Source organism: Herpetosiphonaceae bacterium (genome assembly GCA_036374795.1).
Classification (GTDB): Bacteria; Chloroflexota; Chloroflexia; order Chloroflexales; family Kallotenuaceae; genus LB3-1.
This window is the reverse complement of sequence record DASUTC010000001.1, coordinates 1-15154: the sequence shown is the minus strand read 5'-3', so window position 1 is coordinate 15154 and position 15154 is coordinate 1. Positions and strand designations below refer to the sequence as shown.

Sequence of the window (15154 nt, the reverse complement as noted above, 5' to 3'; positions counted from 1 at the left end):
GACGACATCGAGGACCAGGCAATGAAAATTAAGCTCATCATCTTTGCCGCCGCGCTCGTCGCCGTGTTTGGCTGGCCTTCTTGGCCGAGATCCCGCTGTGGGCCTCCGCAGCCATCGTCCTGATCGGCATCTGCGTCGAGGTAACGCGGATGTACGTCGGATCGTGATGGTGGGACTAAGGCTCGTCGCGCAGGTCGAGCAGCCAGGCGTCTGGCAGATAGCGCCCGATCAGGTAGCCATTCAGATCGACCCAGCGCGCTACACCGTTGAGCACGATCGCGTCTGAGCTGACGGCGATCCGCTCGGAGGCGGTGATCGTGCTGTCGGGATTGAAGACGACGTCGACGTGCCAGGGCCACTGGGAGCGCGCCGCATGCTCCCGCAGCCGCTCCGCCAGCCGTCCGCTGTTGGAGATCGGCTTGTCCAGCAGCCAGCAGACCTCGCGCGGCGCTAACCTCGCGAGTCCCTCGCCGATCAGATCGATCGCGCGGTCGGTTTCCTGCACCGAGCGATACGAGCCGTGGACGCTGGCAAGATCGCGGATACAGGTATCGCGGCACAGCATGATCAGGCCGCCGCTGAGCGCGGCCTCGACCGTGATCAACAGATTGAAGCCATCCACGATCAGCGCCTCGCCCGCGATCTGCCGGTGCTCGACGCGCGTCGCCAGCCGCCTGGCTCTGCTTGTGTCGGGGCAGGCAGCGCGTGAGATCGCGAGGCGCTGCCGCTCGTTGAGCTGATGCCGATCGCCGACCAGCTTCACGGCAGCCGTGGTGGTGTAGCCCCGGCTCAGCAGCCAGGATAGCTCGGCGGTGGCGATCCGCAGCGTCGCTACCCGCTCCGGCGCGAATAGCCGCTGGTCCTCAGGATGCGCCCCGCGATGCTGCTGTTTTCCCGAACTCACGTCCACCTCCTCGGCCCTTGAATCGCCTGCTGCCCACACGACGCATGATACGACACCGGCTGCGCGACAGGCATAAGCGCAGGGGGCAGGATGTGTCGTCCTGCCCCCGATCTCCTTGTTGCTGTGTTCTTCGACAAGTGAAGCGAGGAAAGAGGCGCGCTAGACCGCTTCCGCCGATACCACTTCTTCCTGGTCCACGTCCTGCGTGATCGGCAGGCTGAACGAGAACGTCGAGCCGACGCCCTGCGCGCTGCTGGCCCAGAGCTGGCCGCCGTGCATCTCGATCAGCCGCCGACAGATCGGCAGGCCCAGGCCGGTGCCCTGCGCGCGGCGGCTGGTCCCCGTATCGACCTGGCGGAACTCCTCGAAGATCACCGGCAGATGCTCGTGATCGATGCCGATGCCGGTATCCTTGACCCGCACCACCACCTGCGTCCCTTCGAGGATCGCCTGCACCAGGATATAGCCCTCGTCGGTGAACTTCGCCGCATTCGAGAGCAGGTTGAGCAGCACTTGCTTGATCCGCAGCCGATCGATCTCGACCATCGGCAGGTTCGGGCTGATCTCGGCGCGCAGCTCGATCGGCTTCTCCCTGGTAAGACCCGCCGCCGTCTCCATCGCCTGCTGGACGATCTCCTCGATCTGGACCTGCTCCCTGGAAAGCTCCATCTTGCCGGCCTCGATCTTGGCAAGATCCAGCATATCGTTGATCAGGTCGAGCAGGTGGCGGCTGTTGGAGAGCACCCGCTCGCGGAGGAACAACTGCTGCTCGGTAAGCGTGCCGTTGCGCTCAGCGCCCAGCAGATCGGTCATGGTGATGATCGCGTTGAGCGGCGTGCGCAGCTCGTGGCTGATCGTGTTGAGGAAGCGCGACTTATGCTTGCTGGCCTCCTCGGCGGCGTTGCGCGCGGCGACCAACTCCTGGTTCATGTGCTGTAGCTCGGCGGTACGCTGCACGACCTTGTCCTCAAGCGTGCGGTTATACGCTTCGAGCTGCTCGTACAGCAGCGCGTTTTCGAGCGACACCGCCGCCTGCGACGACAAGATCCGCAGCACTTCCAGCCGCTCCGGCGTGAACGCGCCGGTCGTCAGGTTGTTCTCCAGGTACAGGATGCCGACGAGCTTACCCTGGTTGACCAGCGGCATACACAGGATCGACTTGGGCTGCTTGCGCATGATGTAGCTGTCGCGGGTGAAGCGTCCCTCGTGTGTCGCATCGTGCAGCACAACCGCCTCTTTGGTGCGGCTGACGTAGTACACGACCGAGGCCGCCAGGTTGCGCGCGGTGCTGAGCGGAATATGCGGCAGCTTGGTGATGGCCTCCTGCTCCATGCGGCTTTCTGCCGCGACGATCAGCGCGCTGTCGCGCTCGATCAGCAGCACGCCGCTCTGCGCGCCCGCGTTTTCGAGCATGATATGCATCAGCGTGTGCAGCAGCGTCTCGAACACGATCGTCTCGGAGATCGCCTGCGCCGCCTTGAGTACCGTGACGACATCCAGCCAGCCGTTCTGCTCGGTGGTCGTCGTGTAGCGGTGGCTGGTCGTCGAGCCTTTGACGGTCGTTGTGTCGTGGCTGCGCGACGGCATCGGCGCGGCGGGGAAGAGCGCCTGATACATCTCCTCAAGCTGCTGGACCTTCGCCGTAGCGCCCCACACGACATAGGCATGCCGCGCGTCGGCCAGGTAGATCCGCGCGATCTTCTCCTGCGATCGGCTGAGGAAGAAGCGGGCGGCTAGCTCGTTGGCGATGGCCTCGTAGTGGTTGAAGCCCTGCTCGCGGCTGCTATTGACCGCCCGGTCGTACATCTCCATCGCGGTCAGGTGCTCGCCGTTGAGCCGCGCCATCTCCGCGCTGAGCAGGTAATACTTGCAGAGATGATTGGCCGGGCTATACTCGGACCACGCCTTGAATTTCGCCACCTGTTCTTCCAGCGTGGCCTTGTACGCGGCCTGCTCTTCGGCAGAGGCCGTCGGGTACAGCCCGGTCAGCGCCAGCGCCGACCAGAAGCCGACCTCCGGGATGAAGTACGTGCCCGCGTTGGTGTAGAGCGTCTCCTCGGCCTTGAGCGCCATCTCGCGCGCGCGCTGGTTGTCGCCGTACATGTTGAAGAGCATCAGCTTGTAGAGATAGTACAGGTGGTTGATCAGGAGGAACCCCTGACCCTCCATCTGGGCGACAAACTCCTGCTCGTTGAACGTGTCGTTGTCCAGGCTATCGCGCGCCGGGTTTTCTCCGCGCAGCGTCCGAATCATATTCTGCGTCAGGTTGGCCGTCGCCAGCAGGCCCGGATTCTTCGACTGACGCGCAAACGCGATGTAGTGCTCGATCTCGCCGAAGAGATCGTTCAGCTCGCCGCCGGCCATCAGGCGGTACTCGGTGCGCGCCCAGCAGGCCAGCCCGGCATACACGAAGTCGCCGACTTCCAGGCTGTGCAGGTAGGCTTGCTTGAGATACTCCAGGCTGTTGCGAATATGGTCGCTCCAGTGGCTGAGGAAGAAGCCCGCCACGTGATAGACTTTGCCCTGAAGCTCGACGGCTTTGAAGATCTCGTTGAGCTGAAGCGCCAGCTTGCCGTACGAGTATGCCGACTGGTACTGCCCGAACGCTGCGGCGCACAGGATGCCGTAGGAGCTGAAGGCAAACGACGACTCGGGCGCGTGGCCTTCGGTGAGCGAAACCATCACCATGCGCAGTACGATCAGCGCCATGAGGCTGGGGCTGGTGTTGTACGCCGGTGGGATCAGCGTCGTCAGGTACTTCATCTCCGCCAGCCGCTCCGGGTTGGTCAGCCGTGGCATGTCCACCAGCTCCTCGATCGCGCGACCGCCGAGCTGCGCCTGAATCTCTCCCAGGGCTTTGCCGACCTCCTCTTGCAGAACGGCCTCGTCTTCGGGGAAGTCCAGCCCGAAGAGCTTGCGCAAGCCCTCACGACCAAGGGCGGTCGCCTGCGCGAAGTTGGCGAGGTTGGTGTACAGCAGCATATGCGTGATGTACACATCGACCTTCTCCAGGTTCGACTGGGCACGCTCCAGAATGACCGCGAAGTACTCCTCAGCCGTATCGAAGTTGCCGGTCAGGTACTCGCACTCCGAGCGCTGTTTATAGAAGTCGAGCGCCAGCTCATAGTGCTCGTCCCAGGCGTTTTCGGGCAGGCACGCCATGCCGATGCTGAGGTACTCGCGGGCGGCGGGATAGGCCGTCGAGGCTTTGGCCTTGCGGCCCGCCATCAGGTTCATCCACGCCAGCTTGATGCGCTCGGCCTCGTCGGTGATGAACTCGATGCCGTAGTTGAGATGGTTGACGATGTCGAAGGCGCGCTCTTCAAGGCGCTCAGGTGGCGTCGTCTCCATCAGCAGCCGCCCGACCGTGAGATGAAGCTGCTGCTTATCGTCCTCGTTCATCAGCGAGTAGGCAGCCTGCCAGACGCGGTCGTGAAGGAAGCGGTAGGCAATATTGATGTACGAGTTGGTGCTGGTCGTCGTCGAGGTCGTGTCGCTGTTTTCCGGCTGAGCAAACGTATACTCGATGTCGATCGGAATGATCAGACCTTCGCGCAGCGCGGGCCAGAGCTTGGCCGCAACCGCCGCCGCCGACTCGCCCGAAACCACCGAGAGCAGCTCCATCTCGAACTGATGCCCGATACAGGCTGCCTGGATCAGGATGCGCTGCGTGGCTGGCTCGTACTTCTGGATCTTCTCGGCCATGAACGTCAGCACGTTATCGGTCATGCTGCGCTCATTGATCTGATCGAGGTCCCAGGTCCACTCGCCGTGGGCGTTATCGAAGACGATCAGGCCGTCGTCGTGCAGCGATTTGAGGAACTGATTGACGAAGAACGGGTTGCCTGCGGTCTTATCGAAGACCAGATCGGCCAGCGGCTCGGTCTGCTCCGGCGTGCTGTGCAGCGTTTCGCTGACGAGCGCGTTGACATCTTTGCGCTCCAGCGCCCGGAGCGTCACCGCTTTGACTGTCGCCGTGGTCTTGCGCAGATCGTCCAGCGTGAGCATCAGCGGATGGCTGGGACTCATCTCGTTGTCGCGGTACGAGCCGACGATCAGCAGGTTTTGTGTCTGCGGGTCGGCGGCGAGCACCTGCAATAGCTTCAGCGATGCCAGGTCGGCCCATTGCAGATCGTCAAGGAAGAGTACCAGCGGATGCTCATCGGTGGCGAAGACGCGGATGAAGTGCTGCATCACGAGGTTGAAGCGGTTTTCGGCCTCGGTCAAGCCAAGCTGCGGCACCGGCGCCTGCTGCCCGATGATCAGCTCGACATCGGGGATCACGTCGATGATCACCTGGCCGTTCGCGCCCAGCGCATTGACCAGCTGCGCGTTCCAGTCGGCGATCCGCTCGGCGCTTTCGCTGAGGATATGCCGGATCAGATCTTGAAACGCCTGGATAAAGCCGCTATAGGGCACGTTGCGCTTGTGCTGATCGTAGCGTCCGACCAGGAAGTAGCCGCGCTGCTGCGCGACCGGCTTTTGGATCTCATAGACCAGCACCGACTTGCCGACGCCCGACGGCCCCGCCACCAGCACCACTTCGGTAACGCCGGTGCTGACCATCTCGAACGCCGAAAGCAGCACTTGAGTCTCCGACTCGCGTCCGTAGAGCTTCTGCGGAATATGGAACAGCCCCGACGTATCGTGCACGCCCAGCGGAAACGGATCGATGCGCCCGGTCGAGGTCCACTGATCGAGGCAGTACTGAAGGTCGGCCTTCAAGCCGTAGGCGTTTTGATAGCGATCTTCCGCAGTCTTCGCCAGCAGCTTCATCACGATGTCGGAGATGGCCCTGGGAATGGCTGGCTTGGCCTCGTGCGGCGGCACCGGCATGCGCGCAATGTGGGCATGGACCAGCTCCATCGGATCGCTTGCCTGGAAGGGCAGATCGCCGGTCAGCATCTCATAGAAGGTGATGCCAAGCGAATAGCAATCGCTGCGGTAATCGATCGCGCGATTCATGCGCCCGGTCTGCTCCGGCGACATATACGGCAGGCTACCCTCAAGGTTGCGGATCGTCATCGGCTGCTGGCTTTCCTGGGAGAGCAGCGAGGAGATCGCAAAGTCGGTGAGCTTGACCTGCCCGGTCTTCGGATTAATAATGATATTCTGCGGCTTAATATCTTTGTGGATAATGCCTTTTTGGTGGATCGCCCCCAGGATGTCGGCAAGCTGGATGCCAATGTTGAGGAATGACGTAATATCAAAGGACGACGTACCGCCCGCATGCTTCAGCGAAGAGCCACCGAAGTCCTCCATAATCAGCGCTAACGTATTATTGCAGTGTTCCAGGGCGTACACCTGCACCACGCCAGGCAGCTTCAGATCTTTGACGATGTCGTACTGGCGGCGAAACTTGACAAGCTCAGCGGGGGAAGGATACTCGTTGTTCAACAACTTAAGGATAACGGGCTTCCCATCGGAGTTGCGTGTCGCGCGATACACCAGACTCGCCGCGCCTACGTGGATCTGCTCGGATATGCTGTATCCAGAAATAGTAGGCATGGTATACCCAGAAGCTATGGACATTGTGCTGCTCCTTATATCTCCGGCCATCTTCGAAGCGAAGGTTGAGATGTACTGCCACTGACAGTTCTCTGGATAACCGGGAGCTTAGCGATACTCAGAAAGATACAATCATGTAAGCCGTGCCTGCCGTAGGCGCGATGCTGCCTGCGCGCCACGGCAGCGCCGCCGCTTAGTGCGGCTCCCAGACCGCCTCGCCCTGCAAAATGCGGTTGATCTGCTGGATAAAGCGCGAGCGCTCGATCGGCTTGCCGATAAAGCCGTCGAAGCCTTCGCGCCGGGCGCGCTCGACCGTCTCCGGCATGCAGTTGGCGGTGATCGCGACGACCATCGGCTGCGTATCGAACTGCATTTCTTCAAAGAACGTGCGCAGCTTGCGGTGAACGGTAAAGCCGTCTTCGTGGGGGATGGAGATGTCGAGCAAGATCAGATCGGGGCGGCGTAAGGCATTATCGTTGAGCAGCTTAAAGAGCTGACGCCCCGACGCGCGCGCGTTGCAATACTTAACGCCGACGTCGCCGCGCAGAATATCGCAGAAGATGAATAAATTGTCTGGATTATCTTCTACCAGCAGTACCACGGCTTCCCTTGGGTCTACAAGGCTGGTCGTCATGATGGCGGCTCCTTTTGTCGTGTGATGAAGGGCTAGGATGTTTCCATATACGATCGCTGCTAAACAGTCTTGCCTACAACGTGCGGGAGCGATCTGCACGACTATGTTTGCTGCCTGAAACACAGCGGCAGTGCGGCCTACAGAATGGTACACAACGTAGGATAACGTTTCCAACATAATCGCTGCCGATGAAGAAATGTGGGGGGAAGCTGGCTAGCGACAAGCTGCGGATAGCGTATAGATTAGCAAATTGCCTATATGGGCTGAACGTCTGTCGGTCCTGTCTTCCTGCGCCAGAAGTACAGTCGGCAGCCGTCCCCTTAACCTGGATCCTATACCGGGCTGATTGTACATATACCACAGGCCGCTGTCGGGTGGATATAGTACTATCAGGGCACCTCTTGCGTTCATTGTGGCGTGTAACAACAAGAACCATTCTCGTTTATAATGTGTTCGCTCCCTATGCAGTATAGAAGATTTACGGCTGATGCAAGCGCATCGTGCCGCGAATCGATCAGGACGTACGCGGTCGCTTCTGCGCCGCGATGAGACGGGCCTGCGGCGCAGCAGCACAGCAAAAAGCTCGGCGGCATGGCCCCGCCGAAGGCTGGTTTGTTCCCCCGCGTACGTCCGATCGATATGCGTGTGCTGAGGGGCGATCCTGCGCTGATATGGCACGATCGCCGGTATCGCGTACACTCGATTCATTGGTTAAGGCGCACAGGAAGGGAGGGTATTTGAGCTTTTACGCAAACAAGGTATCCCATTAGGGGGTATTAAAGGAGAATTTTTCGCTCCTTTTTCTCTTTATTTGTTGTATTTCTTGGTAACTTTAAGGCTCACGTGCGGCGTTGAGGCGCGGCTACTCGGCTGTAGCGCACGGGCTACAACAGCCAGCAGTGGGGCTACGTGCGTGACAGCCGAACGCGGCCAGACGGCTGCCTGATCTGAACCTTAAGAAGTCAACCGATTCGAGCCGAAATAATGGTAAGGTTCGTGATAAGGCGGGGATGGTACCCTGCTAACAAGGTAGTCAAGTACCGGTTATCATGTTCTCTAACACCACGATGACGTTATATATCGGACAATAAAAAGCCGTAAAGTAACAGTAGCGTCCACGTAGACGCACAAACGATACACTATGGATACACGAAGTACCATTTTAGACAAAGAGCCAGCCGTTCAACGAGCAGATCGCTGCGATACCTGGCTCGCTCCCGCACTCGTTATCGACCAGCCCACGAGCACGACGCATCGGATGGTCGCTCCAGCGCTGAACACACTTAGTCGGCCCACCGAAGGAGGCGCAGACCGCGTCACGATCCGAACATCTGAAATCGCTTTGTCGCATGCAGCACACATGCAGATCTGGGCCACGTCCGCCAGATCCGGCGATATGCGCGCATACCACGTTGCTGTGCGGATGTATGTTGCCAATGAATGCCCTGCGATACGCAACCGTAACAAAGGGGTATCGGTTGCTCCACCATTGGACGACACGTTCTATCACAAACCTCAGATGAGGCAAGGCTGGTCCACCAACACGCTCATACGACCTGCATGGATAACTGCCTGACTTAACATCTTCCGTCGTCAAGAGGAGCATAGCTGTGTTTACACATGTCGAGGAGCGCCAGGCCGCGCTTCTTACCCCCCTTACTGCCATGGAGCAGAACCCCATGCCCGGAGCATGGTCATTGGTCCAAACATCGGGCCAACACACGTGCATGCATCATCTGTTTGAGGTTCAGGTAGCCCAGCATCCCAATAGCGTCGCCCTGGTTTTCGGGCAGCAATCCCTGACCTACGGCGAGCTTGATCGCCGCGCGAATCAGCTCGCGCACATGCTGCGCAGGATCGGTGTCGGGCCAGAGGTTTGTGTTGCTGTTTGCATGGAGCGCTCGCTTGAGCTGATTGTTGCGTTACTTGGTATCCTCAAGGCCGGCGGTGTCTACGTCCCTCTTGATCCGGCGTATCCGCAGGATCGGCTCCAGTATATGTTGGTCGATACGCAGGCGCCGGTGCTGCTCACCCAGGCGCGGCTGCGCGATCAACTGCCAGAGGTTGACGTTACGCGCGTCCAGATCATCACGCTCGACGCGGACTGGTCCACGCTCGCACATGAGCGTGCGGCTACGCCAGCCTGCATGACCGGCTCAGAGAATCTGGCGTACGTGATCTATACGTCGGGCTCGACCGGCAAGCCAAAGGGTGTGCTGGTTGCCCATCGCGGCGTGGGCAATGTGGTTGATACGCAGGTTGATCTCTTTGATGTGCGACCCCAGAGCCGAATTCTCCAATTTGCCTCGATCAGTTTTGATGCTTCTATCTTTGAAATTGTGATGGCCTTAGGCGTGGGCGCAACGCTGTATCTTGCCCCGCGCGACATGCTCCTGCCAGGCCCCGATCTGGCTCGTCTGCTACGCGAACAGGCGATTACTCATATTACGATCCCGCCGTCCTCGCTGGCCGCGCTGCCGCCCGCCGAGCTGCCCGCGCTGAAGACGGTAATTGTCGCAGGCGAGGCGTGCTCAAGCGCGCTGGTGGCACGCTGGGTATGCGGGCGCATGTTCTTCAATGCCTACGGCCCCACCGAGACGACGATCTGGGCGACGACCGCGCGCTGTGCAGCCGATGGCGCGCAGCCGCATATCGGTCGTGAGATCTACAACACCCAGTGCTATATTCTGGACGAGCAGATGCAGCCGGTGCCGGCAGGCGAGCTCGGCGAGCTGTATGTCGGCGGTATCGGCCTGGCGCATGGCTACCGCAATCGTCCAGATCTGACGGCGGAAAAGTTCGTGCCCAATCCGTTCAGCAGTGATCCCGGCGCGCGGCTGTACAAGACCGGCGATCTGGCGCGCTATCTGCCTGACGGCAATATCGATTTTATCGGTCGCGCCGACGATCAGGTCAAAGTCCGAGGCTTCCGCATCGAGCCCTGCGAGATCGCGGCAGTGCTGCAACAGCATCGGAGCGTGCGCGAGTGTACCGTAGTGGCGCGCGAGGATACCCCCGGCAATAAACGCCTGGTCGCGTATGTCGTGACGAACAACGAGCAAGGAGCAGAGCACGGCATACCGGCGCTGCGGCAGTTCCTGGCGGAGCGCCTGCCGGAGTACATGGTGCCGAGCGCGTTCGTGATGCTCGATGCGCTGCCGCTGACGCCCAACGGCAAGGTCGATCGCAAGGCCCTGCCCGCGCCGGAGCTGTCGCGTGTGGTCGAGGATGCGCTGGTTAGCCCGCGCACGCCTGCCGAAGCCGCCGTCGCCGAGATCTGGGCCGATGTGCTGGGTGTCACGTCGATCGGCATCCACGATAACTTCTTCGCGCTGGGCGGCCACTCGCTGCTGGCCGGCCAGGTGCTGACGCGGCTGCGCGAGGCGTTTCAGGCCGATGTGTCGATGCAGACGCTCTTCGTCCACGCGACGGTCGCCGAGGTTGTCGCGGCGATCAGCGAGCAGCTCGGCGGCCCGACGATCGCCGACAATCTGGCGCAGATGTATCTTGATCGTCGGACGTTCTCCTGTGACCTCGACCTGGCAGGCGATCTGCCGACAGCCCAGATCGAGCTCCGGCGGCCTGCATCGGGCAATCTGCCGCTCTCGTTCGCGCAGCAGCGCCTGTGGATGATCGAGCGCTTCGCCCCCGGTAATCCGGCCTATCTGGTGCCGCAGGCGCTGCGCCTGATCGGCGCGCTGGATGTCGACGCGCTGGAGCGGAGCTGCAACGCGATTGTGCAGCGTCATGAAGCGCTGCGGACGGTCTTCCGGCTCTGCGACGAGCAGCCGGTTCAGGTGGTCCTGCCAGAGGTGCGTATTTCCCTGCCGATCGTCGATCTTGAGGCGCTCGATCCCGCCGAGCAGGCACTGGGCGTGCAGCAGCTTGCGCTGCTTGAGGCGCAGCGGCCCTTCGATCTGGCTGCCGGTCCCCTGCTGCGCACGACGCTGCTGCGTCTCAGCGCCGAAGAGCATGTCCTGCTGCTGACGCTGCACCATATCGTGATCGATGACTGGTCGCTCTCGATCTTCTGGCGCGAGCTGGCGGCCTGCTACAAGGCGGCCCTGACCGATCAGCCAACGCTCTTGAGCGAGCTGACGCTCCAGTATCCCGACGCGGCGCTGTGGCAGCATAAGTGGCTGCAAGGCGCGGTGCTGGCCGAGCAGACGGCCTACTGGACCAGGCAGCTCTCCGGCTGTGGCGCGGTGCTGCACCTGCCGACCGACCGACCCCGTCCGCTGTCGCAGACGTTCTGCGGCGCGCGCGAGTCGATCGTGCTGCCGCAGGCGCTCACCCAGGCGCTCGCCGAGCTGAGCCAGCGCGAGGGCACGACGCTGTTCATGACCCTACTGGCGGCCTTTCAGGTACTATTGCAGCGCTACAGCGGCCAGACCGATTTTGTGGTCGGCACGCCGATCGCCAATCGCCGCCGCCGCGAGTTCGAGGACCTGATCGGCTTCTTCATCAACACGCTGGCACTGCGCGCCGATCTGAGCGGCCATCCGAGCTTCCGCGAGCTGCTGGGCCGCGTGCGCGAGATGGCGCTGGGCGCGTATATGCATCAGGATTTGCCGTTCGAGCAGGTGGTGGAGCTGGCGCACCCGGAGCGCGATCCCAGCCGTAATCCGCTCTTCCAGGTGATGTTCGCCCTTCAGAACGCGCCGCGCCAGCCGGTCCAGCTCGACGGGCTGACGGTCGAAGCCCTGCCTCATACCAGCGTCACCGCGCAGTTCGATCTTTTCCTCGAAATGATCCAGGTTCCCGGCGGTCTGCTCACCTCCTTCGAGTACAACACCGACCTCTTCGATGCCGCGACGATCGCGCGGATGCTGGGCCACCTCCAGACCTTGCTGGAGAGCGTGGTCGAGAATCCCGACCAGCGGGTGGCGCTGCTGCCGCTGCTGCCGACGACCGAGCAGCAGCGCATCGTCGTCGAGTGGAATGCCACGCGCACAGCCTATGCCGAAGATCGGCGGCTGCATGAGATGGTCGAGGCGCAGGTCGCGCGCACGCCCAACGCGGTGGCGGTGGTCTTCGAGGATCAGCAACTGACCTACCAGGAGCTCGATCGGCGGGCGAACCAGCTTGCGCATCATCTCCAGCGCCTCGGCATCGGGCCGGACGTGCCCGTCGGCATCTGCATCGAGCGCTCGATCGAGATGGTCGTCGGCGTGCTGGCGGTGCTCAAGGCGGGCGGTGTCTATCTGCCGCTCGATCCGGCCTATCCCCAGGAGCGCTTGCAGTTTATGCTGGCCGATGCTCAGGCTCCTGTACTGCTGACCCAGCGGCATCTCGTCGAGATGCTGCCCGCGCACAGCGCTCAGGTGCTCTGCCTGGATAGCGATTGGGAGCGTATCGCCTGCGAGCCGACCTGGCCGACCGCCAATGCGGCGACAGGTGATCATCTGGCCTACCTGATCTACACCTCCGGCTCGACGGGCCGCCCGAAGGGCGTGGCGATGGGCCTTCGTCCTTTAATCAATTTGTTGACATGGCAACTTTCTCAGTGGACGCCAGGCAGCCAGACGGTGACGCTGCAATTCGCCTCGCTGAGCTTCGACGTGTCGTTTCAGGAGATTTTCTCGACGTGGTGCTCCGGCGGCACGCTGGTGCTGATCTCGTCCGAGGTACGCCAGGACAGCGCGCAGTTGTTGCACGTGCTGGAGCGCGAAGGCGTCGAGCGAATCTTCCTGCCGTTCGTCGCGCTGCAATTTCTGGCCGAGGCCGCCGAGCAGCAGGCGCACGTGCCCAGCCGTCTGCGCGAGATCATCACCGCAGGCGAGCAGCTCCAGATGACTCCGGCGATCGTGCGGCTGATCCAGCGCCTTGGCCGCTGTACGCTGCACAACCACTACGGCCCGTCCGAGACGCATGTCGTCACCGCTCATGATCTGGTAGGCTGCCCCACCAGGTGGGCCGCGCTGCCGCCGATTGGCCGCCCGATCCACAACGCGCAGATGTTCGTGCTCGATCAGCACCTCCGCCCGGTGCCGGTCGGCGTTGCCGGTGAGCTGTATATCGGCGGCGATGCGCTGGCGCGCGGCTACCTCAACCGGCCCGAACTGACGGCTGAGAAGTTCGTGCCCAATCCGTTCAGCGGGTGCCCTCAGGGCATGCCCGGCGCGCGGCTGTACAAGACCGGCGATCTGGCGCGCTATCTGCCCAACGGCGACATCGCCTTCATGGGCCGCATCGACCACCAGGTCAAGGTGCGCGGCTTCCGCATCGAGCTGGGCGAGATCGAAACGCTGATGCAGCAGCATCCCGGCGTGCGCGAGTGCGTGGTGATTGTCCGCGAAGATACTCCCGGCGATAAGCGCATTGTGGCGTATGTGGTCGAGAATACAGAGCATGACGCCCTGACTCCTGGCCTTAAGGCGTATTTGCAGGAGCGTCTGCCCGCCTACATGGTGCCGAGCGCGATCGTGGTGCTCGACGCGCTGCCGCTCACGCCCAACAGCAAGGTCAATCGCCTGGCGCTGCCGGCTCCGGTTCGGGCGCAGCAGGCAGAGCAGCGGACGCTGGCGGCGCCGCGCACCGCGCTTGAGGCGCAGCTGGCCGGTCTGTGGGCCGAGCTGTTCGGCGTCGAGCAGGTCGGCATCGATGAGGATTTCTTCGCGCTGGGCGGCCACTCGCTGCTGGCGATCCGCCTCACGGCGCAGATCAAGGCGAGCTTCGGCATCGACCTGCCGCTGCGCGAACTCTTCGCCGCGCCGACCGTCGCCGGATGCGCGCAGGCGGTGCAGGCAGTGCAGCAGCCAAGCTTCGAGAGCGATGAGTCGCTTGATCTGCTGGTCGATCTGATCGCCGATACCGCGCTCGACCTGTCGATCCGCCCCACGGCCAGCGATGACTGGTTTGTTGCGGAGCCGAAGGCGCTCTTCCTGACGGGCGCGACCGGCTTCCTGGGAGCCTTTATGCTCCACGAGCTGCTGCGCAAGACGAGCGCCGATGTGTACTGCTTGGTCCGCGCGAAGCACAGCGACCAGGGCAGCGATCGGCTGCGCGCCACGCTGGAAGCATATGGGCTGTGGGATGAGCAGCTCAGCGCGCGAATCGTTGCGGTGCCCGGCGATCTCGGCCAGCCGCGCCTGGGCCTCTCCGAGGATGCCTTTGCCACGCTGGCCGATACGATCGACGGCGTGTACCACAGCGGCGCGATGGTCAGCTTTATCTATCCCTACGCCGCGCTCAAGGCCGCAAACGTGCTGGGCACGCAGGAAGTGCTGCGCCTGGCGTGTCAGGGCCGCGTCAAGCCGCTGCACTACGTCTCCACCGTCGCCGTCGCCAGCACCGCCGCCCGCAGCGCCGACGGGCGGGTCCACGAGCAGGAGATGCTCGGCCCGATCGATAGCATCGACAGCGGCTATGTGCAGACCAAGTGGGTGGCGGAGCATCTGGTGATGGCGGCTAAGGAGCGCGGCCTGCCCGTGTCGATCTACCGGCCAGGGCGGATTGCCGGCCACAGCGTCACCGGCGCGAGCAATCCCGACGACTTTATTGCGCGGCTGATCACCGGCTGGGTGCAGCTCGGCAGCGCGCCCGACATCGACATGCAGGAGAATCTCGCGCCCGTCGATTATGTGGCGCAGGCGATCGTCCACCTGTCGCTCCAGCGCGATCGGATCGGCCAGGTCTTCCACCTGCTCAACCCGCAGCCGATCCAGTTTCGTGAGCTGGCGCAGGCGGTGAAGCGGGCGGGCTTCCCGGTCCGTGTGCTGCCCTACGCCCAGTGGTACGCCGCGCTGCTGGCGAACGCCCAGAGCGAGCACGACAACGTGCTGTATCCGCTGCTCTCCTTCCTCTCGGCGATGCCCACCGAAGAAGACTGGGTCGATCTCCTCGCAATGCCGCACTACGATTGCCGGAATACGATCGAGGGGCTTGCCGATAGCTCGATTGTCTGCCCGACGTTCAGCGCCGAGCAGATCCGGGCCGCATTGACCTACTTCATCGAGCGCGGCGTGCTGCATTTCCAGAGCCAGGTGCTCTCCGCGCGGGCCGTCGAGCCGGTCGCGTAGGGGAACTAACGGAGCATAAAGAACAAAGAACAAAGGGCGAGAACGAAGTAGATACGACTCCCTTTCTCCTGTGCCGAAGGTAACGCG

General features: G+C 62.3%; 4 protein-coding genes. 1 reads left to right on the top strand and 3 read right to left on the bottom strand.

From position 1 onward, the window contains the following. Positions 1 to 175 precede the first annotated feature (175 nt). The 3 genes from VFZ66_00020 to VFZ66_00010 all read right to left on the bottom strand — a co-directional run bounded on the left by VFZ66_00020 (position 176) and on the right by VFZ66_00010 (position 7046). Positions 176 to 904: a DUF434 domain-containing protein gene (locus VFZ66_00020; GenBank protein HEX6287536.1), complete on the bottom strand. Its 729-nt coding sequence runs from the start codon at positions 902 to 904 to the stop codon at positions 176 to 178. Positions 905 to 1063: 159 nt separating this feature from the next. Next, on the bottom strand, positions 1064 to 6436 hold the full coding sequence (locus VFZ66_00015; GenBank protein ID HEX6287535.1) for an AAA family ATPase: 5373 nt from the start codon (positions 6434 to 6436) through the stop codon (positions 1064 to 1066). A 169-nt stretch (positions 6437 to 6605) separates the two neighbouring features. Next, on the bottom strand, positions 6606 to 7046 hold the full coding sequence (locus VFZ66_00010; GenBank protein HEX6287534.1) for a response regulator: 441 nt from the start codon (positions 7044 to 7046) through the stop codon (positions 6606 to 6608). Positions 7047 to 8773: 1727 nt separating this feature from the next. Here VFZ66_00010 and VFZ66_00005 point away from each other — a divergent pair. Next, positions 8774 to 15067: an amino acid adenylation domain-containing protein gene (locus VFZ66_00005; protein ID HEX6287533.1), complete on the top strand. Its 6294-nt coding sequence runs from the start codon at positions 8774 to 8776 to the stop codon at positions 15065 to 15067. The last annotated feature ends 87 nt before the right edge of the window (positions 15068 to 15154 follow it).

What these genes read in the sequence shown, in the direction of transcription:
- VFZ66_00015 (HEX6287535.1), bottom strand. Translation starts at nt 6,436, where the DNA reads ATGTCCATAGCTTCTGGGTATACCATGCCTACTATTTCTGGATACAGC.
- VFZ66_00005 (HEX6287533.1), top strand. Translation starts at nt 8,774, where the DNA reads ATGCATCATCTGTTTGAGGTTCAGGTAGCCCAGCATCCCAATAGCGTC.
- VFZ66_00010 (HEX6287534.1), bottom strand. Translation starts at nt 7,046, where the DNA reads ATGACGACCAGCCTTGTAGACCCAAGGGAAGCCGTGGTACTGCTGGTA.